At 67.7% G+C, this 23,493-nt stretch carries 26 protein-coding genes and 1 pseudogene; 15 read left to right on the forward strand and 12 right to left on the reverse strand.

What is annotated here, in order from left to right; genetic code table 11:
- Nucleotides 1-16: 16 nt before the first annotated feature.
- Together QZM15_RS16980 and QZM15_RS16985 are read left to right on the forward strand one after the other, a co-directional pair.
- Complete coding sequence (locus QZM15_RS16980) at nt 17-1,141, forward strand: amidase (protein WP_059580105.1); 1,125 nt, start codon at nt 17-19, stop codon at nt 1,139-1,141.
- 59 nt (nt 1,142-1,200) lie between these two features.
- Complete coding sequence (locus QZM15_RS16985) at nt 1,201-1,944, forward strand: SDR family NAD(P)-dependent oxidoreductase (RefSeq protein ID WP_302106841.1); 744 nt, start codon at nt 1,201-1,203, stop codon at nt 1,942-1,944.
- A gap of 12 nt (nt 1,945-1,956) precedes the next feature.
- Here QZM15_RS16985 and QZM15_RS16990 read toward each other — a convergent pair whose 3' ends face one another.
- Entirely contained in the window at nt 1,957-2,589 is a 633-nt protein-coding gene (locus tag QZM15_RS16990) for a response regulator transcription factor (RefSeq protein WP_059580100.1), read from the reverse strand.
- A 354-nt stretch (nt 2,590-2,943) separates the two neighbouring features.
- Between QZM15_RS16990 and hpaC the strand changes: the two genes are divergently transcribed.
- Entirely contained in the window at nt 2,944-3,489 is a 546-nt protein-coding gene (gene hpaC / locus QZM15_RS16995) for a 4-hydroxyphenylacetate 3-monooxygenase, reductase component (protein ID WP_059580098.1), read from the forward strand.
- 11 nt (nt 3,490-3,500) lie between these two features.
- Here hpaC and QZM15_RS17000 read toward each other — a convergent pair whose 3' ends face one another.
- Nucleotides 3,501-4,760 carry a YbfB/YjiJ family MFS transporter gene (locus tag QZM15_RS17000; RefSeq protein ID WP_302106842.1) on the reverse strand — a complete coding sequence of 420 codons (1,260 nt, stop codon included), beginning with the start codon at nt 4,758-4,760 and terminating at the stop codon, nt 3,501-3,503.
- Nucleotides 4,761-4,938: 178 nt separating this feature from the next.
- Nucleotides 4,939-5,484, reverse strand: coding sequence for an alpha/beta hydrolase (locus tag QZM15_RS17005; protein ID WP_059640318.1), 546 nt, complete (start codon nt 5,482-5,484; stop codon nt 4,939-4,941).
- Between the two features lie 116 nt (nt 5,485-5,600).
- On the opposite strand from QZM15_RS17005, the gene QZM15_RS17010 reads away from it, so the two are divergent.
- The 3 genes from QZM15_RS17010 (at nt 5,601) to QZM15_RS17020 (ending at nt 7,532) form a co-directional block, all read left to right on the forward strand.
- On the forward strand, nt 5,601-6,056 hold the full coding sequence (locus QZM15_RS17010; protein WP_059580088.1) for an Lrp/AsnC family transcriptional regulator: 456 nt from the start codon (nt 5,601-5,603) through the stop codon (nt 6,054-6,056).
- Between the two features lie 341 nt (nt 6,057-6,397).
- Nucleotides 6,398-6,520 carry a hypothetical protein gene (locus QZM15_RS17015; RefSeq protein ID WP_006479692.1) on the forward strand — a complete coding sequence of 41 codons (123 nt, stop codon included), beginning with the start codon at nt 6,398-6,400 and terminating at the stop codon, nt 6,518-6,520.
- 58 nt (nt 6,521-6,578) lie between these two features.
- Complete coding sequence (locus QZM15_RS17020) at nt 6,579-7,532, forward strand: leucyl aminopeptidase (protein ID WP_089465401.1); 954 nt, start codon at nt 6,579-6,581, stop codon at nt 7,530-7,532.
- 19 nt (nt 7,533-7,551) lie between these two features.
- On the opposite strand, the gene QZM15_RS17025 is transcribed toward QZM15_RS17020, so the two are convergent.
- A complete protein-coding gene (locus QZM15_RS17025; protein ID WP_302106843.1) occupies nt 7,552-8,061 on the reverse strand; it encodes a GNAT family N-acetyltransferase in 510 nt (169 codons plus the stop codon).
- A 299-nt stretch (nt 8,062-8,360) separates the two neighbouring features.
- Here QZM15_RS17025 and QZM15_RS17030 point away from each other — a divergent pair, with 299 nt between their 5' ends.
- Both QZM15_RS17030 and QZM15_RS17035 read left to right on the forward strand, forming a co-directional pair.
- Nucleotides 8,361-8,693: a type II toxin-antitoxin system RelE/ParE family toxin gene (locus QZM15_RS17030; protein ID WP_124863799.1), complete on the forward strand. Its 333-nt coding sequence runs from the start codon at nt 8,361-8,363 to the stop codon at nt 8,691-8,693.
- Nucleotides 8,690-9,019, forward strand: coding sequence for a DNA-binding protein (locus tag QZM15_RS17035; RefSeq protein ID WP_006479699.1), 330 nt, complete (start codon nt 8,690-8,692; stop codon nt 9,017-9,019). The genes QZM15_RS17030 and QZM15_RS17035 overlap by 4 nt, the downstream gene beginning before the upstream one ends.
- Before the next feature lie 24 nt (nt 9,020-9,043).
- Here the strand turns inward: QZM15_RS17035 and QZM15_RS17040 are convergent, their stop codons facing one another.
- A complete protein-coding gene (locus tag QZM15_RS17040) occupies nt 9,044-11,062 on the reverse strand; it encodes an LssY C-terminal domain-containing protein (RefSeq protein ID WP_302106844.1) in 2,019 nt (672 codons plus the stop codon).
- A 122-nt stretch (nt 11,063-11,184) separates the two neighbouring features.
- A complete protein-coding gene (locus tag QZM15_RS17045; protein WP_099317114.1) occupies nt 11,185-11,637 on the reverse strand; it encodes a hypothetical protein in 453 nt (150 codons plus the stop codon).
- 332 nt (nt 11,638-11,969) lie between these two features.
- Between QZM15_RS17045 and QZM15_RS17050 the strand changes: the two genes are divergently transcribed.
- Entirely contained in the window at nt 11,970-12,617 is a 648-nt protein-coding gene (locus QZM15_RS17050; protein WP_059580324.1) for a response regulator transcription factor, read from the forward strand.
- On the forward strand, nt 12,614-14,413 hold the full coding sequence (locus tag QZM15_RS17055; protein ID WP_302106845.1) for a sensor histidine kinase: 1,800 nt from the start codon (nt 12,614-12,616) through the stop codon (nt 14,411-14,413). Before QZM15_RS17050 ends, QZM15_RS17055 begins: the two co-directional genes overlap by 4 nt.
- A 40-nt stretch (nt 14,414-14,453) precedes the next feature.
- Here QZM15_RS17055 and QZM15_RS17060 read toward each other — a convergent pair whose 3' ends face one another.
- From QZM15_RS17060 to QZM15_RS17075, 4 genes are all read right to left on the reverse strand, one after another.
- Nucleotides 14,454-14,753, reverse strand: coding sequence for a type II toxin-antitoxin system RelE/ParE family toxin (locus QZM15_RS17060; RefSeq protein ID WP_059580066.1), 300 nt, complete (start codon nt 14,751-14,753; stop codon nt 14,454-14,456).
- The gene (locus QZM15_RS17065; protein WP_302106846.1) at nt 14,750-15,025 is read right to left on the reverse strand and encodes a YlcI/YnfO family protein; all 276 of its coding nucleotides are present in this window, start codon (nt 15,023-15,025) and stop codon (nt 14,750-14,752) included. Before QZM15_RS17065 ends, QZM15_RS17060 begins: the two co-directional genes overlap by 4 nt.
- Nucleotides 15,026-15,123: 98 nt before the next feature.
- Nucleotides 15,124-16,434 carry an MFS transporter gene (locus QZM15_RS17070; RefSeq protein WP_059580063.1) on the reverse strand — a complete coding sequence of 437 codons (1,311 nt, stop codon included), beginning with the start codon at nt 16,432-16,434 and terminating at the stop codon, nt 15,124-15,126.
- Nucleotides 16,435-16,558: 124 nt separating this feature from the next.
- Nucleotides 16,559-17,584, reverse strand: a complete 1,026-nt coding sequence (locus tag QZM15_RS17075; RefSeq protein WP_302106847.1) for an ABC transporter substrate-binding protein — start codon at nt 17,582-17,584, stop codon at nt 16,559-16,561.
- Between the two features lie 237 nt (nt 17,585-17,821).
- Here QZM15_RS17075 and QZM15_RS17080 point away from each other — a divergent pair, with 237 nt between their 5' ends.
- From QZM15_RS17080 to QZM15_RS17100, 5 genes and pseudogenes are all read left to right on the forward strand, one after another.
- Nucleotides 17,822-18,487 (forward strand): response regulator transcription factor, encoded by a 666-nt coding sequence (locus QZM15_RS17080; protein WP_302106848.1) that lies wholly within the window; start codon nt 17,822-17,824, stop codon nt 18,485-18,487.
- Complete coding sequence (locus QZM15_RS17085; protein ID WP_302106849.1) at nt 18,474-19,925, forward strand: sensor histidine kinase; 1,452 nt, start codon at nt 18,474-18,476, stop codon at nt 19,923-19,925. The genes QZM15_RS17080 and QZM15_RS17085 overlap by 14 nt, the downstream gene beginning before the upstream one ends.
- 174 nt (nt 19,926-20,099) lie before the next feature.
- Nucleotides 20,100-20,687, forward strand: coding sequence for a PAAR domain-containing protein (locus tag QZM15_RS17090; RefSeq protein ID WP_302106850.1), 588 nt, complete (start codon nt 20,100-20,102; stop codon nt 20,685-20,687).
- Nucleotides 20,688-20,722: 35 nt separating this feature from the next.
- Nucleotides 20,723-21,304 carry a hypothetical protein gene (locus tag QZM15_RS17095; protein ID WP_302106851.1) on the forward strand — a complete coding sequence of 194 codons (582 nt, stop codon included), beginning with the start codon at nt 20,723-20,725 and terminating at the stop codon, nt 21,302-21,304.
- Nucleotides 21,305-21,626: 322 nt separating this feature from the next.
- A pseudogene (locus tag QZM15_RS17100) lies at nt 21,627-21,859 on the forward strand (sensor histidine kinase); the annotation flags it as partial.
- A 12-nt stretch (nt 21,860-21,871) separates the two neighbouring features.
- Here QZM15_RS17100 and QZM15_RS17105 read toward each other — a convergent pair.
- On the reverse strand, nt 21,872-22,636 hold the full coding sequence (locus QZM15_RS17105; RefSeq protein WP_059580051.1) for an ABC transporter ATP-binding protein: 765 nt from the start codon (nt 22,634-22,636) through the stop codon (nt 21,872-21,874).
- A complete protein-coding gene (locus QZM15_RS17110) occupies nt 22,633-23,490 on the reverse strand; it encodes an ABC transporter ATP-binding protein (RefSeq protein ID WP_302106852.1) in 858 nt (285 codons plus the stop codon). The genes QZM15_RS17105 and QZM15_RS17110 overlap by 4 nt, the downstream gene beginning before the upstream one ends.
- Nucleotides 23,491-23,493: the final 3 nt, after the last annotated feature.

Consider the following 23,493-nt stretch of genomic DNA (forward strand, 5'->3'; position numbering starts at 1 on the left):
TCGCACGATACCGACCATGACAGGCTTCATCGACACTTTCACGCTCGGCGGCCCGGGCCCGACGATCGCGATCAAGGACACGATCGATATCGCTGGCCATCCGACCCGCGCGGCGAGCCGCGCGCTCGCCGACGCGCCGCCCGCCGTACGCCACGCGGACGTGGTCCGCCTGCTGCTCGACGCCGGCTGGCAGATCGCCGGCAAGGCGAACATGCACGAGCTCGCGTTCGGCATGACCGGCATCAACGACTACACGGGCACACCCGTCAATCCGCAGGACGCCTCGCGCATTCCGGGCGGCTCGTCGAGCGGCTCCGCGTCGCTCGTCGGGCTGCGCACTGTCGATGCGGCGCTCGGCACCGATACCGGCGGCTCGATTCGCGGGCCGGCCGCCTGCTGCGGCGTGGCCGGGCTCAAGCCCACGTTCGGCCGTGTGTCGCGGCGCGGCGTCGCGCCCGCGGAAACCACGCTCGATTGCGTCGGGCCATTCGCCCGCGACATCCGCACGCTCGTCGCAGTGATGGCCGCGATCGCGCCGGGCTTCGATCGTGCGCAGGCGACGGCCTCCGTTGAAGGCTGCACGGTCGCTCGACTCGCCGTGGAAGCCGATCCGGCGATCGCCGCCGCGCTCGACGCGGCCGTTCGTGCATCGGGCCTGCGCTCGCACACCGTCGTGCTCGATGCAATGCCGGCCGCGTTCGCCGCGGGGCTCACCGTGATCAACGCGGAAACGTCGCGCGCGTTCGGCCATCTGGTCGCGACCGGCAAACTCGGCGCCGATCTCGATGCACGATTGCGTGCGGCCGCAACGACCGCGCCTGCGGCATTGAAGGAAGCCGAGGCCGTGCGCGCACGCTTCGCCGCGCAGGTCGATGCCGCGCTCGAACACGCGGACGTGCTGGTGCTGCCGACGCTACCCGCGCTGCCGATCACGCTGCAGCAGGCCCGCGACGGCGTATCGGTGATCGCGATGTCGTCGCTGATCCGGCCGTTCAACCTGAGCGGCCATCCCGCGCTCAGCCTGCCGCTGCCGCTCGCCGGTTCACCGTTGAAGGCCGGCTTGCAGATCGTCGGGCGCAAGGGCGCGGACGAACGGGTCTGCGCGATCGCGGCACACTTCGAAGCGGCGCTGGCCGCATGAACCACAATGCGGGGGCCGCCTTCACCGGCGTGCGCCCACGAACCACGGAACACCACACCATGTCAGACCGAGTCGTCCTCGTCACCGGCGCCGCGCGCGGGCTCGGCGCCGTCATCGCCGAACGCTTCCATGCGGCCGGCTACCGCGTCGCGCTGGCCGACATCGCGGCCGATGCCGTTCATGCGCATGCGCGCGAGCTCGATCCGAGCGGCGAACGCGCGATCGCGCTGCCGCTCGACGTCACGTCGAAACGCGATTTCGAAGCGGCGCGCGATGCGCTCGTCGCGCGCTGGGGCGCGATCGACGTGCTCGTCAACAACGCGGGCGCATCGAAGGTCGTGCCGGCGATGGAGATCACGGCCGAGCAGTTCGACCACGTAATCGACGTGAACCTGCGCAGCGTGCTGTTCGGCTGCCAGGTGTTCGGCCAGTATTTCGCGCGGCGCGGCGCGGGCCGCATCGTCAACATCGCGTCGCTCGCCGGGCAGAACGGCGGCTCGGCCACGGGCGCGCACTATGCGGCCGCGAAAGGCGGCGCGCTGACGCTGACCAAGGTGTTCGCGCGCGATCTCGCCGCGCAGGGCGTCACCGTCAACGCGATCTCGCCGGGCCCGCTCGATCTGCCGATCGTGTACGAAAGCGTCGCGCCCGACAAGCTGCGTCAGGTGCTCGCGAGCCTGCCGGGCGGCAAGCTCGGGTCGGCCGCTTTCGTTGCGGATGCAGCCGTATTGCTCGCGTCGGGCGACGCGCATTTCGCGAACGGCGCATGCTGGGACATCAACGGCGGGCTGTACATGCGCTGAACGCGCCGAACCTCATCGCGACGGCTCACCGTCGTCGCCCCACACGACCATCACGTCGCGCACGAGCGCGGCGATCGACGTCGCGCCGAGCTTCTCCTTGATGCTCGCGCGATGCACGTCGACCGTCTTCACGCTGATCGACAGATCGGATGCGATCTGCTTGCTGCCCTTGCCGTCCACGACGCCGCGCAGCACTTCCTTCTCGCGCGCGGTCAGCGCATCGAGCCGCTGGCGCAGTTCACGGTGGCGCTGGCTCACCGCATGCCGCTGCTGCGCGAGCCGCAACGCACGCTGCACGCGCTCGAGCATCTGCTGCGAGTTGTACGGCTTCTCGACGAAATCGATCGCCCCGTTCTGCAGCGCGCGCACCGACATCGGAATGTCGCCGTGCCCGCTGACGAAGATCACCGGCAGCGTCGCGCCGCGCGCGTTCAGTTCGGCCTGCACGTCGAAGCCGCTTTTCTCCGGCATCCGCACGTCGAGCACGAGACACGCAGGCAGGTTCACGTCGAAGCGCGCGAGAAAATCGGCGGCGCTCGCGAATCCCTCGGACGCGATGCCGACCGATTCGAGCAACCAGGCGAGCGACGTCCGCATGCCGCTGTCGTCGTCGACGATGTATACGATCGGTGCGGGTGACGTCATCGCGGGGGTCTCGCTGAATATCGGTATCGGTATCGCACGCGCCGCGCGCAACGCCGGTGGCCGGCGTGGCGCAAGCGTCGTTCGCTGGGGGTGTGCGGCACATCATAACGAGCCGAAAACCCGCTGCAAACCCCTGGACGTGCCGCGCGAACGCACAATCGCGGCTTTTTTTGCACGCGGCGGCACGCGTCTAGGTAGAACCTTTAGACGCGTTGGCAGGAACGCCATCCCGATCGTCAATCGTGCGAATGGTCGGCCGCCTTTTCGCGACGTACGCTTGGGTCATCGTCGGCGATCCGGCGCTGCCCTCGCAGCGCCGCGCGGTTCGCCGCTTTCGTCCAATCAGGAGCGCCCATGTCTTCCACGACCGATATCCAGCGACCGCCGCGCGTCGAACCGACCGACGCGCAGAAGGCCTTCCGCCAGGCAATGGCCCACCTCGGTGCGGCCGTCAACGTGATCACCACCGCGGGGCCGCACGGCCGCTGCGGGATCACCGCGAGCGCCGTGTGTTCCGTCACCGATGCGCCGCCGACGCTGCTCGTGTGCCTGAACCGGTCGAGCGCGATGCACGCGACCTTCGAGCGCAACCGTCAGGTGTGCATCAACGTGCTGCCGGCCGAGCACGAACTGCTCGCGCGACACTTCGCGGGGCTCACCGACCTGCCGATGGAACAGCGCTTCCAGTTACCCGTGTGGGATCGCGGCGAACAGGACGTGCCGGTGCTGCGCGATGCGCTCGCGAGCCTGCAGGGCACGATCGCCGAGATGAAGGAAGTCGGCTCGCACTCGGTGATGTTCATCGAGGCGACGTCGATTCGCGTGCGCGACGACGGCGACAGCCTCATCTACTTCAGCCGTGCATTTCATCGCGTGTCGCGCGCCGCGTGTGTGCGGTGACGTTCGCGTGACTACGCGGACCTGCTGTGCAGCGCGCGCTGCCCGGCCGCGAGCGCGGCGCCCGCGAACAGCGTCAGCGCCGAATACACGAGCCCGCGCGCAAGGCCCGCGCTGTCCGACACCCACCCGATCGCGACCGGCCCCGCGATCTGCCCGAATGCGAAGACCGTCGTGAACGCGCTGATGCCCTTCGCCCAGCCGTCGGGCGGCAGGTTGTGCCGCACGAAGGCCGTCGTCGACGCGACCGCCGACAGGAACGTCGCGCCGAACAGCAAGCCCGACGCGAACGCGGCAGCCGGATGCACGAACAGCGCGGGCATCAGCGTCGCGACGCCGAGCAGCGCATTGAGCACGGCGAGCGCGTGGCCGCCGCGCATCCGGTCGAGCAACCCCGACCACAACCGCGCGGACACGACGGTCGCGATCCCGAGCATCACGTAGAACGCGGCGACCACCGTGCCGCTCATCCCCGCGCCGCGCAGCAGCGCGACGATGAACGTCATGTAGCCGATATAGCCGACGCCGAACAGGCCGTAGCCGGCCAGCGCGAGCGCGAAGCGGGCCGGGCTCGCGGTCACCGCCGGTTTCGCGCCGTCGGCGTCGGCCTGCGTGACCGGTGCCGCATGTGCCTGCTCGATGCGGCGTGCAGCCGACACGGCCACCGCCGAGAACAGCACGCACGCCGTCGCGAGCGCGAACCACGCAGGTTGCCAGCCGTGCATGCGCGACACGAGCGTGGCCGGCACGAGCAGCGACGACGCGACGATGCCCCATCCCGTGCCGCCGTAATAGAGGCCGAGCAGCAGCCCCGCGTCGCGCGGCGACGCGGATGCGAGCCGCGCGGCCAGCACGCCGCCGCTGATGAAGATCGATGCGCTGCCGACACCCGTTGCCAGCCGCTGCGCCAGCAGCGCGTGCATGTCCGACGTGAGCCCGCCCGCGGCCATCAGCACGGCGGTCAACGCGCAGCCGGCCGCGAGCAGCGTGCCCGCGCGCCAGCGCCGCGACAGCAGCGGGAATGCCAGCGCGCCGATCAGGTAGCCGGCCGCGTTTGCCGTGTTCAGCGCGCCGGCCTGCGCGAACGTCCAGCCGAGATCGGCCTTCATCGGCGGCAGCAGCAGCGCGTACGAAAAGCGTGCGAGGCCAAGCGCGATCGCGCTGCCGAGCGACAGACCGATCGCGAGCCGCCATGCGGCCATGCGGCCGGGATCGGTTGCGCCGGCGTCCGGCCGCGAGCGGCCGGCACGCTCCGGTTGCGGCACTGCACGCATCGGGGGTGTCTCCTTCGTTGTTCGATTCCGGGGCTTCCGCCGCCATCGGTCGATCATACTGGAGCCGCCGTGAAACCGGCGCGCGCACGCGGCAAAATCGCGACGGCCGGTGCGCCCGCTCCCGTCGGTCCGGCGCAACGGCGTGAATGAGCCGAAGGTCGGCCGGCGCTGACCCGCACTACCGCCCGAGTCCGGCCGCAAAAGCCGCAAGCAGGGCGCGCCCTTCCGACCATCCGCCCAACCCGGACGCCGCGTTCAGATGGCCGCGTGCGCCGAGCAGAAGCGGCGTCGCGCCCTGTTCCGTTGCCCATTCGAGCGCGCGCCCGGATGGATCGTAAGGATCGTCCGCGCTCGCGATCGCCAGCACCGGCACGCGCCCGAACGAACGCTTCGGCAGGTTCGCGAACGCGGCGGCGGCAACCGGAAAGCGCGGCCCTTGCGGGTCGGGCACGGCCACGAGAAACGCGCCGCGCACCGCGCGCGCCGATGCGGCATGCCAATGTGCGAACAACAGACAACCCAGCGAGTGACAAACCACGAGCGGCGGCGCCCCGGCGTTCGCGACGGCCGCGTCCAGCGCCGCCGTCCAGTCGGCCAGGTCGGGCGCCTCCCACGAAGCCGGCGCGATGCGCGCGGCGCCGGGCAACGCCGCCTCCCAGTGGCTCTGCCAATGATCCGGTCCCGAATTGCCGATACCCGGCACGATCACGATCGCTTGCTCCATCACGCCCTCCGTCAACGCAAAGCGCGCAGTGTGACGGGGCGCCGATCGGCGTGGAATGGCAAGTCATCGGTTATTGAGCCAGAATGCCGATGAATCAACGGTAACGGAGGACCGTCATGCCGGACGAAGCACTCGATCGCCTGGATCTTGCGATCCTCGAAGCGCTGCAGGAGAACGCGCGGACGCCGCTGTCGGAAGTGGGCAGGCGTATCGGGCTGTCGCAGCCCGCGACGTCGGAGCGCGTGAAGCGGCTGGAAGAACGCGGCATCATCGCCGGCTACGGCGCACGGATCGATCCGGCGGCACTGGGCTTGGGCATGATGGCCATCATCCGGCTGAAAACGACCCACGAGCACATCAAGCCGGCGCTGCGCACGTTTGCCGAGATGCCGCATGTGATCGAAGTCCATCGCATGACCGGCGAGGATTGCTTTCTGCTGAAGGTGCTGGTGCCGACACCGGGCCAGCTCGAAACCCTCATCGATGCGATTGCCCGCTTCGGCGCGGTCACGACTTCGCTGGTGCTGCGCTCCGAGCCGACGAAGGCGATCGGCAAGGCGTTGCTCGGATGACGCTCGCATGCGGCTTTCTTCAATGACATGAAACGCAGCAATTCCGGCAATTGAATCCAAATTAAAAATGATCGAATTCATTTCGGCGATCCGAATTCGATTCACTAAAAAAAGATGCGTGATCCGTCGGTCGTTTTATCCGGTTTTTCCAATATTTGAACCGCAAACGCCCTTGTTTAGCATGCTTCGGCTAAAAACCTTGCAACGCATTGCTTTCGTAAATTCATCCGACTAATATCGACGCCACTCGTCCGGCATTCACAAAATATCGAACGAGGAGCGGGATTGTTTTTTCCGCGCTTTCATGTTGAATCACTCATGTTCACCACAGGAGAATTGACATGCAGGAAACCCAGCAGATCGAATTGCTTGACTGGATGCAGGAAGACACGCACCCCGAGGCCGTCGACATGATGGTCGAGGACGCCGTGGTGCCGTTCGGCACCGCGCTCTGGCCGGTCTGAGCGGGCCACCCGTTCTCGCGGAAGGGCCGCGGCCCTTCCGCCGCTTCCGGAGATACGCATGCTGAACCTGCACCGCGCGCTCGGTTTTCACCCGGCGCTGCGCGACAAGCTAGCACGCGGCGAATCGGGGAAACTGCTGGTCGGCTACGACGCCCGCAATCGCGACATCGCGTTGCGCGCCTTTTCCGCCCTGCCCGATTCGCTTGACGCGACCACCCTCTGCCTCGAAAGCACCCCACCCGCCGACATCGCCGCCGCACTCGGCGACGCCGACCTGTTCGTGCTGCTGTACGACTCGTCGTGCCTGCCGACGCCTTCTCCGAGCGGGCCGCCGTTCCTCGCCGCGATCCGCCCCGCGATCGTCGAGCACTGGAGCAAATCGGTTTTATTCAAGGATTACGGCCCGCATCTCGACGAGGCGTTCGCCGAATCGCTCGACGACATCGCCGCACGCAACGCCCGGCTGATCGAGGCGGCCGCGCGCGCGTCGCAGATCCGCTTCATCGACGAAGCCGGCAACACGCTGACGGGCTCGCTCGCGCCGGACCAGAAATGGACGAGCGTGGACGGCATGGGCAACCTCGACGTCGTGCCCGGCGAGATCGCGACGCACGTGACCGACCTGAACGGCTCGGTCGTGTTCAGCGGCACGTTTCTCGGCACCGTGCCGTTCGCGATCAAGTACAAGGTGGCCGAGCGGCTCGCGACGCTGCACGTCGAGCACAGCACGATCGTCGATTTCGACACCGACGACGCAGGCTTCCGCCGCGATTTCTCGACCTATCTCGACCGGCACGCGAATCACCGGCGGATCGAGGAATTCGGCATCGGCACGAACCTCGGGATTCGCGGGCTGTACGGCCGCAACGCGGGGTTCGAGGAACGCCACCCCGGGCTGCATCTCGGGCTCGGCGGCGGCGAAAACGGCAGCCACCATCTCGACCTGATCTTCGCGCGCGGCACGCTCGCGCTCGACGAGCGGATCGTGTTCGACGGCGCGTTCGCCGTCTGACGCGGCGGCGATTGCCGGCTCAGGCTTCGGCGGCCGCCGCGTCGCCGAGCCATTTGAACATCACGAAGCAGTCGACGAAGCCGAGCCGCGCGTGACGGTATGCGCGCGGCAGCCGGCCGACGATCTCGAATCCGAGCTTCTGCCACAGCGCGACCGCGACCTCGTTCGTCGCGACCACCGAATTGAACTGCATCGCGAGGAAACCGCGCTCGCGCGCGACCTGCTGCGAGTGTTCGCACATCAGGCGCGCGACGCCGCGTCCGCGCGCGGCCTCGCTCACCATGTAGCCGCAGTTGCACACGTGCTTGCCCGGCCCGGCCGCGTTCGCCTTCAGGTAGTACGAGCCGAGCAGCACGCCGTCCTCCTCGGCAATCCACGTGCAGAGCGGCGCGTCGACCCACTGTGCGCGCGCCGCTTCCGGCGTCGGCTCCGGATCGAATGCGTAGGTTTCCTGAGCAGCGACGATGGCGCGGTAGGTTGGCCAGAAGCGTGCGAAATCGTCGTCGGTCATCGGGCGGATCGTGATCATGCGGGTTCTCTCGTGCGGGTGATGTCGGCAGGCAGGCCAGCGATCGTACCGCGTTTCATCGACGCTCGCCGGCGCGCAATGCCGCGCTGCGATACGCGCCCCTCATCACACCATCGACCGTGGCCATTCGGCCGAATCGCCACGCTTCGAACCGGATGAAAGAATGATCTTCGTCCGTGAAGCCGGCATCACTGCCTGAAACCTCGAGCCATGAAGACGCCGCGTGCGTGTCGGCCGCAACGCCGCCGCGATACGGATTGCCTCGTTCCAGCCACCTTTTTTGTAGCTTATAAGTTACAATACTTTTCAGGTTCGAACTGCTTCGCTATCAGTGCGACGACGGTCGCGAGCCTTTCACCGAATGGCTGAACGCCGTGCGCGACAAGCTTGCGCAGGCACGGATTCGCGAACGCCTGCGCCGCGTGCAGACCGGCAATTTCGGCGATTGCGAACCGGTCGGCGAAGGCGTGATCGAACTACGCATCCACGTCGGTGCCGGCTATCGCGTGTACTTCGGCCGGTACGGCGGTGCGCTGATCCCGCTGTTGTCCGGCGGCGACAAGGGTAGCCAACCCGACGACATCAGGCGCGCGAAGGAACACTGGTCGAACTGGAAACGGAGACAAACATGAACAAGCTCAAAGGCGCGGTATCGCACCACGACGCGGAAGTCGCCGAACTCGGCGCCGACCGCGAACTCGCGGTGGCCTATCTGCGCGTCGCAATGGAGTCGCTCGACGATCCCGACAACCGCGCGGCCGGCCTGCTCGCGCTGCGCACGGTCGCGGAAGCGTACGGCGGGCTCGGCGCGGTCGCGGCCGAGGCCGGCATCAGCCGCGAATCGCTGTATCGCACGCTGTCCCCGAACGGCAACCCGACGCTGAAGACCCTGCTCGCGGTGCTCAAGACCGTCGGCCTGCGCCTGTCCGTCGTTCCCGCACAGCCGTCGCACGCGTAACGGGCGCACGTCACGCCTGCCCGCTCACGGCCTGACCATCCATACGAGCAGCATCTCGCCCGGCGCGGCGGTCGTCCCCGCCGGCCGATGCTCGATCGTCGGCTCGACCGCCAAAGCTTGCGCGATCGCCGCCGCATCGTCGATCGTCGTCGTACGCACGAACGTCATCAGCCGCGCCGGCCGGCGCAGCGTCTCGCGATACAGCGCGCCGTACCACAGCGGGCGCATGCCGAGCGCGTCCTGCAGCACGTACGGATAACGCCACAGCCGCAGCACGAAGCGGCTGTCCGGGTGGGCCGGATCGACGCGGACGAACACGCGCCGCGTGCTTTCGCCGTGCGTATAGCGCGGCAGCACCGGCAGCGCGTCGGCCGGCGCCTGCGGCAACAGCCAGCGCAGCGCGGTGGCCGGCGACCACGGCGTCGCACGCTGCCAGCCGGTCTGCGCGAGATGGCGGTCGAGCGTGTCCGACGTCACGCTCCATTGCAGCGGCAGATACTCCTCGCGGTCGCCGCCGATCTCGGTGCGCCGCGTCGGCACGCGCTGCCACCCGCCGCGCCGCCACTGGTCGACCGTCATCGCGACCACGTCGCCGGCATGCGGGCGCGATGCGCGATCGATCTGCCATTGCGCGGGAACCGTCCATACGCCGGCCGTCGCAAGCACGACCACCATCGCGACGAGCGCGCCTCTCGGCTGCACGTGCTCGCGCACGCGCCAGTACGCGTAGGCGCCGGCGAGCAACGCGAACCACGCGAGCCCGAGGCTCCAGCCGCCCAGCAAACCCGACAACCAGGTATCGCCCACGTACAGCCGCGCAAAACCGCCGAGCACGATCCACAGCACGACCGCCGTCACGACCGGAATGCGCCACGGCGCGGGCCGGTCGCGCGTCAGCACCCAGCCGAGGCCGCTGCTCGCGAGGATCGCGAACGCGGCGTCGGCATCGGGCAGCGGCACGTGCGGCGCGCCGGGCGGCAGGCTCGCCGGCGTCGCGCCGGGCACGCTCGCGCCGAACACCGGCACGAGCACGACGGCGACGCCGACCGTCGCGAGCCACCATGCAGCCGTCAGCCAGCAGCGATGGATCATCAGCCAGACGAGAAACGCGGCCGCAACGATCAGCCCTGTGTCGTGCCCGTGCAGCACGGCGAGCGCGCTCATCGCGGCGTCGACGGGCGGCGTGCGCAGGTTCTGCAGGAACGCGTACAGCGCGATGTCCGCATGCATCAGCGGGTCGTTCGCGACGACGTCCCGCACGATTCCCGCGAACAGCCACACGCAGCCGATGAACAGCAGCGCGAGCACGGGCACCGCGCCCGGCAACGCGCGCAAGCGGGCGATCGCGCCGTGCAATCGCGCGCCGACCCGCGGCCAGCGGTGCGCGCCTGCGTGCACGGCGTCGGCGAGCGCACGGCGCAGCAGCGGCCAGCCGCGCCGCAGCGCGACGCGCACGCCGATCCATACCAGCGCGACCAGCGCGGCCACGACCAGCAGGATGGCGGCGACCCGCACGCTGATCGCCGCGGCCAGTGCGGCCGATGCGCCGAACAGAATGCCGGGCGCGACGTGCACGGGCGCCCACACGAGTGCCGAGATCACGTTGACCGGATAGAACGACCGGCGCGGCAGCGTCGCGCAGCCGACGACGACCGGCACCACCGCCCGCACCGGCGCGAGAAAGCGCGCGAGCACGATGCTCTTGATGCCGTGACGCAACACGAATTCCTCGCCGCGCGCGTACGCGCTCGCGTAGCCGAAGCGCACCCATGCGTTGCGGATCATCCCGCGGTAACGTCGCCCGAGTTCGTAGCTGATCCCGTCGCCGATCACCGCGCCGACGGCCGCGACGCCGATCGTCGCCCATGCATCGAGCGCGCCCGCGCCGATCAGCGCGCCGGCCGCGAACATCACGGCGCCGGCCGGCACGACCGTGCCGATCAGCGCGATCGCCTCGGCGCACGCGGCCACGAATACGATGGCCAGCACGAGCAGCGGATGCGCGCCGATCGCGCCGATCCACGCATGGATCGTGTCGCTCATCGCACACTCCCGAGCGGGGCGGCCCGGTGTGCGAACGCCGGGCCGGCAGGGGCATTGGATACGTTCATCGCAACATGTACACGCTCGCGCCGCCGGCGGGGTTCAGGGGGCAGGGTTGCGGCTCAATCGAACTCGTGCTGCCGCGCGTCGGCCTCGAGCGGCGCATCGTGGTAGCCGACCGTCGCGATCTCGCGCAGGTAGCGCGCAAGAAACGCGCCGATCGAGCCGGCGGCCTCGTATTGATGTACGTGACGGAATTCATGGGTCAGCAGGCGGCGCGTGTCGTGCCCGCGCAGCACGTACACCGCATGACCGAGCGTGAGGCCGATCGTCCCGGGCGACAGCAGCCCGGCCTCGCGGGCGATCTCGGCAAGCGTTGGCGTATCGGGAAACGGCATGCGATCGACCGCCACCACGCGAATGAGGTCCGGCTGCACGACGCCCACCGCGCGCGCATCGTCGGCTTGCGCCGGCGTCAGCGGCGCGCCCCGCGCGAGCCCGCTCGCCGCCTCGGCTTCGGCCCAGGCGAGCGCGGCGGGCAGCGCGGACGGCAGGATATCGGCCAGGTCGATCATCGCGGGCTCCCCGGTTCGCGCAGTGGCATCGCGCACCAGTTTAGTCCCGATTCGGCACGGTTCGCGGGGCGGTTGCGGCGACGGCGCGCCGGGCCGCGTCGGACGTCACGATCCCTCCGGGAATACCCTGATTCGCCCGGGCTGGGGCCGTGCCATTCCGCGTGAATTATTTCGTGTCGGTGGGCATTTCGCGACCCACCATCCTGAAAATTTCGCGAACGAGTACCGTTTTCGGGTTCGGGGGCATATATTGGTCAGAAGAACGGCCGCGGCAACACCCGGACAGCAACGACAGCAGCGCGCGGCGTCATCCCGAAGAGGACCGCTGGAAGATGATCAGGGTAATTCTGGCTGACGATCACGCAGTCATGCGGGACGGACTGCGTCACATCCTGGAAACGGCCGGCGGTTTCGAGATCGTCGGCGAGGCGAGCGACGGCTCGGGCACGCTCGCGCTGGCCGAGCGCGCCGCCGCCGACGTGCTGCTGCTCGACCTGTCGATGCCCGCCCCCACCGGCATCGAGCTGATCCGGCTGGTCAAGCGCCAGGCGCCGTCGCTGCGCACGCTCGTGCTGACGATGCACGCGGAAACACAGTACGCGGCACGCGCATTCAAGGCCGGCGCCATCGGCTATCTGACGAAGGACAGCGCAACCGCCGAGCTCGTCGAGGCCGTCGGCAAGGTGGCGGCGGGCGGCGTCTACGTGAGCCCGTCCGCGGCCGAAAGCCTCGCTCGCACGTTGCGGGCGCCGGCTCATGCCCTGCCGCACGAGCGACTGTCCGCGCGCGAGCTCGACGTGATGCGCCGCATCGTCACGGGCCGGACCGTCACGCAGATTGCGTGCGAACTCGCGCTGAGCGCGAAGACGGTCAGCACGTACAAGACGCGGATCCTCGAGAAGATGGCGCTGCCGCACGAAGCCGCGCTGATCCGCTACGCGGTGCGCCACGATCTCGACCTCGGCACCGACGACGCATGACGGCCGCCTTCCCCCTCCCGCCCACCCCGCCGCCGTCGGACGACGACGGTCCGGATACGTCGCGCCTGTTCATGTCGTCGCTGCCGCCGGGCCGACGCGAGCGGCGGCTCGCGCTCGCGACGGCGCTCGTCTCGGCCGTGATCTTCGCCGCGCTCGCGCCGTTCGCAGCGATCCCGCTCGCGCCGGGCTGGGCGTTCATTCCCGTGTACCAGTCGGCGATCGTCGTCAACGACATGGTGACGGCCGGCCTGCTGCTCGGCCAGTACGCGATCCTGCGCGAGAAGCCGCTGCTCGTGCTGGCGGGCGGTTATCTGTTCACGGCGTTCATGGCCGGCACGCACATGCTGACCTTCCCCGGCCTGTTCGCGCCCACCGGCCTGCTCGGCGCCGGCGAACAGACCACCGCATGGCTGTACCTGTTCTGGCATGGCGGCTTTCCGCTGTCGGTCGCCGCGTACGCACTGCTGCGCGCGACCTCGCGCGGCCGTGCGGTCCCGGCCCCGCAGCGTCGCGCGGCGATTCCGGTCGTCCTCTGCATCGCGGCCGCAGGCGGCGCGACGGTCGCGCTCGCGCTGCTCGCGACCGCCGGCCACGACCTGCTGCCGCGCATCATGAGCGGCAACCGGATGACCGCGACGATGACGAACGCGATCACGGTCGTCTGGGGGCTGAACCTGGTCGCGCTGATGCTGATGTGGCGGCAGCGGCGGCGCCATTCCGTGCTCGACCTGTGGGTGATGACGGTGCTCGTCGCGTGGCTGTTCGACATCGCGCTGTCGTCGATGCTGAACCACGGGCGCTTCGATCTCGGTTTCTATGCGGGGCGCGCGTACGGTCTCGTCGCGTCGGGCGTCGTGCTGTTCGCGATGCTGTTCGAAAACGGCCGGCTGCATGCGCAGACGGTGCGCGCACTGGCCGGCGCCCGCTACCAGCATCTGCTCGTCGCGCAGAAAAGCGCGCAACTGAACGACGCGAACGAACGGCTCGAACAGCGCGTCGCCGCGCGCACCGCGCAACTGAGCGCGTCGAACCGCGACCTGCGGCGCGAAGTCGAGGAGCGCGTGCGTGCCGAGCGGGCGCTGCAGGCGTCGCGCGAGGAGCTGCGCGAGATCGCGGCGATCAGCGCCAGCGCGCGCGAAGCCGAGCAGCGCCGCATCGCGCGCGAACTGCACGACGAACTGGCGCAGTCACTCGCGGCGCTGAAGAACGACCTCGAATGGCTGATCGACCGCGTGCCGCAGGACGACGCGTCGCTCGCACGCAAGATCGCGGCGATGCATACGCTCGCACGCGGCGCGGTGGCCGCGACGCGCCGCATCGCGTCCGACCTGCGCCCGCTGATGCTCGACGATCTCGGCTTCGCGGCGGCGATGCAATGGCTCGTGGAGGATTTCCGGCACCGTCACGGAATCGCCTGTTCGCTGCACGTCGAGCCGCCCGAGCTGCAACTCGACGAGCCGTATGCGACGGCCGTGTTCCGCATCGCGCAGGAAGCGCTCGCGAACGTCGCCCGGCACGCGGCCGCGTCGAACGCGGCCGTCGAGCTCGTGTGCGGCGGCGAAGCGATCGCGCTGACGATACGCGACGACGGCGCGGGGTTCGATCCCGCGGTGCCGCGCAAGTCGGCATCGTTCGGGCTGGTGGGGTTGCGCGAGCGCGCGTATCTGGTCAGCGGCACGCTGCGGATCGCGACGACACTCGGCGAAGGCACGACGGTGGAGGTGGATATTCCGGTGGCGTCCGTGCATGCGGCGATTGTGCATGAAGGACCCGGCGCGTTGCGGACGAAAGGCTGAAGCGGTCAAAGCAACGGTAGCGGGATGCTGCCGCGAGGGGTCAGTGGTAGTCCTCTTCGCGCTGATGCCGAACGGCCAAGACCGTGACTTGTTCTGCACTTTCGATCTCGAACAGGAGCACATAGCCTGACGTGCCGAAGGAAACGATGAGTTCACGCAGGAAGGGATTGCTCGCATCCAGCTTGCGGCAGGTAAACGGAAACAATCGCAACATGGCCACACCTCGTTCGATCGCTTCCAACGCCCTCGCTGCCGCTTCCTCATCACGTTCGACGAGATATCGATACAGTCGCACCAAGTCTTCGCGCGCCGCACGCGTATATCTGACTTGGTAACTCAATCCGCCGCCTTCTTCGAACGAGCCGCTTTCAGCATGGACTCGAGCTCGCGCTGAACGTCGACGGCATCGATGTATTCGCCCGTGCGTCGCGCCTCGTCGCGAGACGCCAAACCTCGTGCGACGAACTCGCGCTGCAAGCGTCGCCGAGCGATGCCATCACGCAACGCCGACTCCATGAACGCAGACAGCGTCTCGTTTTCCGCAAGAACTGATTCCGCTTCCTCGCGCAACTGCGGATCGACTCGCAGCGCGGGCATCGTGGCCGTTTTCATCGCACCCTCCATGCATTACATATGTAATACATGGTAGCACATCGGCCCGAATCGACGACAGTCGACCGTTCGTTCTAGTCGAGCTGTCGACGGAACGCTCACGCCCGCGCCGCCACCATCCCCCGCTCCGAGCGCGTCCACGCGACCAGCGCGCCGACGCCGAGCAGCGCGAGGCACACGATCGGCACGATCATCGGCCCGAACGCGGTGCCCGTCATCTTGCCCGCGAACGGCATCAGGTTCTGGCTGAAGAAGCCGCCGAGGTTGCCGATCGAGTTGATCGCCGCGACGCTCGCGGCCGCCCGCGCGCCGGTGAAGTAACGCGGCGGCATCGACCAGAAGCACGGATACAGCAACGGGATGCACGCGCCGCCGAGCACCAGCGCGATGAAGCGCAGCGGCGTCGACGGCAGCACGAGGCTCAGCAGGAAGCCGAGCGCACCGAGCGCCGCGACGATCGCGATCGTGCGCAGGATGCTCTTGGCGCGGCGCAGCTTCGCCGGCAGCCACACCAGCAGCACCACCGCGAGCGCCCACGGCAGCATGCTCAGGAAGCCGTTCGTCGCGCTCGACACGCCGAACGATTTCACGAGCGTCGGCAGCCAGTACGTGACGCCGTACAGCGACGTCGACATCAGCATGTAGGTCGCCGCGAACAGCATCACGCGCGGATCGAGCAGCGCCTTCCACGGCTGCCCGTGCTCGGCCTGCGCCGGCTTCTCGCGCTCCAGCGCGGCCGCGACGATCTGCTTCTCGCGTTCGTCGAGGAACGGCGCTTCGCGGAACGACGCGGGCAGCACGCGGAACACGACGATCGCGACGATCACGGCCGGAATGCCCGTCGCGACGAACACCCACTGCCAGCCCGCGAGCCCCCACACGCCGTTCAGGCTCAGCAACACGCCGCCGACCAGCGAGCCGAGCATGTTCGCGAGCGCGCTGCCGAGCGTGAAGATGCCGAGCACCTTCGCGCGGTAGCTCTGCGGGAACCACAGCGTCAGGTAGTAGATCACGCCCGGATAGAAGCCGGCCTCGGCGATGCCGAGCAGGAAGCGCAGCGAGCAGAACGCGGGCATCGACGTGGTGAAGCCCATCAGCACCGTGATGAGCCCCCAGGTCAGCATGATCCGCGCGAGCCACACGCGTGCGCCGTAACGATGCAGCGCGAGCGTGCTCGGCACCTCGAACAGCAGGTAGCCGATGAAGAACAGCGACGACGCGAGCCCGAACGCGGCTTCCGTCATCCCGAGGCTGTGCACCATCTGCAGTTTCGCGAAACCGACGTTCTGCCGGTCGATGAACGCGATCAGGAACATCACGACGAGGATGGGCAGCAGGCGCCGCGCCATCTTCGACATGATGCGCTGTTCTTCGGCGGACGCGGGGTCCAGGGTGTCGGTAGCGTTCACTTCAGGCTCCTTCGTGAATCGGTTGCGTATCGGTTGAATCGGCGGGTTGAATCGGCGCCGCGCGGAACGAGCGCGCCGGCGCCACGTGGTTCGATGAATGGAATCGGCTCGCGGCCCGCGTGGCTCAACCCGACCGGTAGTCGTCGAGCATCGGCGCGAACATCTCGTGCCACGCGCGCGGCTTCGCCTTGATCGTGCCGGCGAGGTACAGGAATTCGACGTAGTCCATCAGCTGGTTCGGCCGCACCGAGAAGCGCGTGTCGGGCGCGGCCAGCATGCGCATCACGTCGTCGTGCGACACGCCGACGCCGGACGACGCCGCATAGAGCGCCGCCGCCGCGCGCGGGTCCTGCGCGATCAGGCGGTTCGCTTCGTCGAGCGCGCCGAGAAACGCCGCGGCCAACGCGGGCTCCGCATCGACGAGCCGCTTCGGCGCGAACACGACGTCGAGCGTCATCGGCCCGAGCACGTCGACCGAGCTCACCACGCGATGGATGCCCGGCTGCCGCAATTCGAGCGTCGAGAACGGCGGCGACGTGAAGTGCGCGGTCACGCCGTGCTCGCGGCGGATCAGCGCCTGCATCGCCTGCGGATGCGGCAGGTTCACGGTGATCGAATCGAGCTGCGCGAAATGCGTGGGGCCGAGCTGCCGGCTCGCGACCATCTGCAGCACGACCGCCGACAGCGACGTGCGGATGCCCGGCACCGCGATCCGGTCGGACGGCGTGAAATCGCGCAGCGACACGAGGCCCGGCCGGTTCGCGTTCAGCGACAGCGACGTGGTCGACAGCCCGCTGATGCCGATCACCTCGACATTCGGAATGCCGCGCGCCCGCGCCCACAGCTCGATGAACCCCGGCGCGCCGGCGCCCGCGAAATCGAGCGTGCCGGCCATCATCGCGTCGTTGACGGAATTGCCGCCGTCGAGCAGCACCCATTCGACCGCGACGTCGCGCACGCCGTGGCGCACCGCATGCCGCTCGAACAGCCGCTGCTTCTCCATCACGAGCAGCGGCAGGTACAGCACGCCATAGCCTTTCGAGATCCGCACCGTGCGCGGCTTCGCGCGCACGAGCGCCGGGGCCCCGAGCGCGCCCAGCACGCCGAGGCCGGCGGCGATCAACGCGCGGCGGCGCGGCGACGTCGTCATGCGCGCACCGCCGCGCGGCGAACGGCCAGCGGCGACGCGCCGGCCGGCGTGGCGCGGCGGCGCGCGTTCGTCGTGCCCGTGACATGCTGCATGTTGCCGTCTCCTTGAATATTTCTGGTATTAATGCCGTCCTTGCATCCTGCTTCCGGCTCGACACAGGTTATCGGGCGAGTCTGAGAAAATGCTGACATCCCGTCCCCGGGAAAACCCCTAATCCACCTACCTGCAACCGGCACTATGCGCATTCTCGTCGTGGAGGACGATGCCGAAATCGGCGCGGCGATCCGCAGCCGCCTGGCGCGGCTCGGCCATGCCGTCGATCTCGAAACCGACGGCTCGACCGCGAACGGGCTGCTGCGCGTCGAGCGCTTCGATCTCGTCGTGCTCGATGCGAACCTGCCCGGCATGGACGGCTTCACGGTGCTGCGCAACCTGCGCGCGGCCGGCAGCACGACGCCCGTGCTGCTCGTCACCGCGCGCTCGGCGATCGACGACCGCGTGAGCGGCCTCGGCCTCGGCGCCGACGACTACCTCGTGAAGCCGTTCGACTACCGCGAGCTCGACGCGCGCGTGCAGGCGCTCTTGCGCCGCAACAGCGGCCACGCGAACGACGTGCTGACGCTCGGCGGCCTCGTGATCGACCGCAGCAGCCGCCTCGCGGAACTCGACGGCCGGCCGCTGTCGCTGTCGCGTCAGGAGTTCGCGCTGCTCGAAATCCTCGCGAGCCGTCCGCAACGCACCTTCTCGAAGGAAGAACTGCTGAACCAGTTGTTCAGCTTCGGCAACGAGCCCACGGCGAACGCGGTCGAGCAATACGTGACGCGCGTGCGCAGGAAGCTGCAGGGCAGCTCGGTCGAGATCCGCACCGCACGCGGGATGGGGTATCAGATTGCCGCGCATTGACTGGTTCCCGAAGACGCTGTTCGGGCGCACGCTGCTGTTCATCGCGCTCGTCGTCGCGACCGGCGCGCTCGCGCTCGCGGCGATCGCGCGCTACTACGCGGGCGTCGCGGCCGAACGCGCGTACGACCAGTTGCTGGCGGGCGCGTCGATCCAGGTCGCGGAAAACCTCTACGTGCAAGGCGGCGTGCTCGCGCTGAATCCGCCGGTCGCCGCGCTGTCGACGCTGTCGCGCTACGACCTCGTCTACTACAAGGTGGTCGATTCGCGCGGCGTCGTCGTGGCCGGCTATCACGATCTCGCGAGCCCCGCGACACTCGCCGCCGCGAAGCAGGGCCCCGCGTTCGCGAACGCCGTCTACCAGGGGCACCAGGTCCGCACCGCGACGATCGCACGCTACATGCCGGAAGAAAGCACGCCGGGCTGGGCGCTCGTGACGGTTGCGCAGACCACCAATGCGCGCCAGCAACTGACGAACGACATGAGCATCAAGGTGTGGACGCTGATCCTGCTGATGAGCGTGCTCGCGATCGGTGCGAGCGGCCTCGCGATTCGGCGCGGCCTGCGCCCGCTCGCGCGGATCGGCGCGATCATCGCCGCACGCGACCCGGCCGACCTGCGGCCGGTGGCCGTCGATACGCCGAGTGAGATCGACGCGATCATCGGGTCGATCAACGGGTTGATGCGGCGGCTCGCCGAGCGGATCAACGCGATGCAACGCTTCATCGCCGACGCCGCGCACCAGATGCGCACGCCGCTCGCGCGGCTCGACGCGCAGATCGAGCTGCTCGACGGCGAATCCGATCCCGCGCGTCACGCGGCGCGGCTCGATGCGTTGCGTGCGACCTCGTCGGACGTCGGCCGGCTCACCGGGCAGTTGCTCAATCATGCGATGGTGATTCATCGCACCGAGGCCGTGCCGCTGCAACCGGTCGACCTCGTCGCGCTCGCGAAAGAAGTGCTGGGCCGCACGATTCCGCTCGCCGGCGAACGCGACGTGGCCGTTGCGTTCGCGAGCGACGCGCCGCATGCGTGGATCGACGGCGATGCGATCAGTCTTCAGGAAGCGCTGTCGAACGTGCTGCACAACGCGTTGCTGCACGGCCATGCGGACGACATCGTCGTGTCGGTCGCGACCACCGGCAACGCGGATCAGGCGGTGACGCTGACCGTCACCGACAACGGGCGCGGGATACCGCGCGAGCACTGGGACGCGGCGCTGCAGCCGTTCGTGCGGATCGCGCCGGACGGCAGCGAACGGCGCACGGGGTCCGGCCTCGGGCTCGCGATCGTGCAGGAAGTGATGAAGGCGCACGGCGGGCGCGTCGGGTTCGCGTTTCCCGAGGCGGGCGGGTTCGCGGTGGTGTTGACGTTTCCGCGTGGTACGGGAATAGATGGCGGCGCAAATGCGGGTGGATCTTCCAAACGTACACGCGTCTGAAGTTGCCCAGCAGCGTTGCAATGCGACTCTCGATTTCAGGCACCGCTCCAGATAATTCCCTAAACAAGTCTGAAATCATGGCGATCTGAACGAAATATTCGAATCTGTCTTATTGCGTGTCGTCGTTTCCAACCGACATCATGTTGACGCCAATTCGCGTTGGCGGATGAGCGCGTGACAAACGCTCAAACACAGCGCCACCGTCTCAACATTGACGACACCGAGGTTTTGATCATGCGTAAGGCAGCCGTACGTGACGGCGATCCGACTACCACTCGCGGATCGGTCATCGCTCACGCCTCCACCATCTATGACGGCAAGAAAAAAGTTGCACTGGATGGAGAAAAAGCAACCTGCGGCACTTGCAAGGGTGCATTCAAGATAGTCGCTACCGGGAAGGGTATCTCGGAAAAAGGGCGCAATGTCGTCGTCGATGGAGACATCGTGATGTGCCCTTGCGGGGCTAACCGCGTCCTTGTCGGCAGCGACCCCGGCATTTTTCTGCAATCGAGCCGACACCCGTCGGATCTCGCGGACACGGCAGCCTCTACGGACGCAAGTTCGTCTTTCGTGGGCACGGAATCGTTCGATGACCGATTCGTGCTCTACGATCCGACCGGAGTGATCCTGTCTCATACTGCATATGCCATGCAGTTCGAAAACGGCAGCCTCCTGTACGGCACAACAGATCATTTTGGACGCACACGCCAGATCGAATCCGGACAGCAGCCAGAACGAATCAAACTGTACGTAGCGGGATGACCATGGGAAATCGGACGCACATTGCTCCGGATGGCGTGAAATATCGACTTATCGCAGTTAAGGAGACTACGCCAGCCACGGACAAAGCCATCAAGAAGGTGATCACTGACACGACAGGCGTCGAAGTAATCGTCAGCGATTCACGCTTGCGCAGTCGAGGTTCTCAATGGGGTCACGTGGCAATCGAAATTGACGGAATCGTGTATAGCCGCGCCCATGAAGAATACGTCAAGATCGACAAGAGTACCTACCTGCATGGCGGAATCGTGTCGCTGGCAAACGGTTCGATAAGAACCGGCGGAAATTTATGGCGGGATAACCTCGGTCTGGTCGTGAGACTTTCGCCTGCTGAAAAAGAGAAGATCAGGAAGGAGCTCGAACGACGTGTCGCCGTTGATCGAGCGTTCAAAATCACACGCCCCCATTCCAGCACTTATAGTGTCTTCGACAACAGTTGCTCGTCCAACGTGGCCGACGTACTTGAATCGATCGGCATTCTCGCCCATGATCCACGCTGGCTCCCGACGCCTGTGACGCCGGCCGAATTGTTGGCCGTCCTCGAAAAATCGAAGCGATTGGCGAAAGAAAATCACTATCCGAAGCGCACAGATCAATGATCGTCCGATACATCACCCTCGGGCTCGTGCAAGTGCTGCTGATTGCAACCGCCGGCTGGCTCAGGCGACGGGCTTGGCCAGACATCGACTTTCTCGACGGCCCTGGGGAATGGTCCCTCGTCGTACGATCGTCCTTCTACTGCCTTGCTGGATGGCTCGCAACGGTACTACTGGCAATCGCACTCGCAGTATCGGATAAGCGGAACCGATCGATGATCGTTTTGTTTCTCGTCGTCACGCTGCCTTCCGTGGAACTTCTGACCCTGCTGTTATTTGCGTGGTGAGCATGGCTGCCCGATAACAGGCAACGCGGTCGAACGTGCTGCTGCACGGGCATGCGGACGACAACTTCGTGTCGGTCGAGACCTCGAGCACCGCCGACGATGCCGTGACGCTGATCGCCACCGACAATGGTCATCGCAGTCCGCGCGAGCATTGGGACGCCGCATTGCAGCCGTGCATGCGGATCGCGCCGACGGCAGCGAGCGGCACACGGTGTCGGGCCTCGATCCCGCGATCGTGCAAAAAGTGATGAAGGCGCGCGGCGGGCGCGTGGAGCTCGCGCCCCTACGCCGCCACCGCCTCCCCACCGAGATACGCATCGCGCACGCGCTCGTCGTCGAGCAGCGTTTTCGCGGGCCCTTCCAGCACCACACGCCCCGTCTGCAGCACGTACCCGTAGTGCGCGATTTCCAGCGCGAGGCTCGCGTTCTGCTCGACCATGAACACCGTCACCCCTTGCGTGTTGATCGCGTCGATCAGTTCGAGCACCTTGTCGACGTAGAGCGGCGACAGCCCCATCGTCGGCTCGTCCATGCATATCAGTTTCGGCCGCGCCATCAGTGCGCGCGCCATCGCAAGCATCTGTTGCTCGCCGCCCGACAACGTGCCCGCACGTTGCGTCAATCGTTCTCGCACACGCGGAAACAGGTCCAGCACGCGCTCATAGTCCTCGGCCACCGCCGCGCGATCGCCGCGCGTGTACGCGCCCATCAACAGGTTCTCGCGCACGCTCATGTCGCCGAACAGCCGCCGCGCTTCGGGCACGGCCGCGATCCCGCGCCGCACGCGCTGCGGCGTCGCGAGCGCGGTCACGTCGTCGCCGTCGAAACGCACGACGCCGCGGCGCGGACGCATCAGCCCGAGAATCAGCTTCATCGTCGTCGACTTGCCGCTCGCGTTGCCGCCGAGCAGGCTGACGATCTGCCCACGGGCGACTTCGAAGTTCACGTCGAAGTGCACCTGCACGGGCCCGTAGAACGTGTCGAGGTGTTCGAGTTTCAGCAGCGCGTCGGTCATGGTCGTATCAGGCACGGAAGATTGCACGGTCATGCGGCCGCCTGCGTGGTATGGTCCGCCGGCGCACCGCCCGCGTGGCGGCGACCGAGATAGGCCTCGATCACGCACGGATCGTGCCGCACGTCGCGCGGCGCGCCTTCGGCGATCTTCACGCCGTTATCGAGCACCATCACGCGGTCGGACACGCGCATCACGAGTTCGAGCTTGTGCTCGATCAGCAGGATCGTCAGTCCGCGTGCCTTCAGCGACTGGATCAGTTGGAGCATCTCGGCCGTCTCCGTCTCGTTCATCCCGGCCGTCGGCTCGTCGAGCAATAGCAGGCGCGGATGCAGCGCGAGCGCGCGACCGATCTCCACGCGCCGCCGGTTCGCGTACGACAGGCTGTGCGCCGGATGATCGATGCGCGGCGTAAGCCGTTCGCCGAAGCCGGCAATGATGTCGCGCGCTTCTTCACGCAAAGCGGCTTCCTCGCGCCGCACCGACGCGGGCCGCACGAGCGCGCGCAGCACTTCGGCCGCCGCGCCGAGCGCCGGCCAGCCCGGCCGCGCCGCACGCAGCCGCGCATGTGCGCCGATCAGCACGTTGTCGAGCACGCTCAGGTTGCCGAATACACGGCCGTGCTGGAACGTGCGCGCGATGCCGAGCGCCGCGAGCCGTTCGGGCGCGGTGCCGGTGATGTCGCGGCCGTCGAACGTCACGCGGCCGGCATCGGGCCGGTCGGCGCCCGCGATCAGGTTGAACAGCGTCGATTTGCCCGCGCCGTTCGGGCCGATCACGCTGAGCAGTTCGCCGTCGGCGAGCGTCAGGCTCGCGCCGTCGAGCGCGGTCACGCCGTCGAAGCGGCGCGTCAGGCCCTGCACGTCGAGCAGGGGTCGAGTCGTCGTCATCGC

The sequence above is a fragment of the Burkholderia sp. AU44665 genome, assembly GCF_030504405.1.
Taxonomy (GTDB): Bacteria; Pseudomonadota; Gammaproteobacteria; order Burkholderiales; family Burkholderiaceae; genus Burkholderia; species Burkholderia semiarida.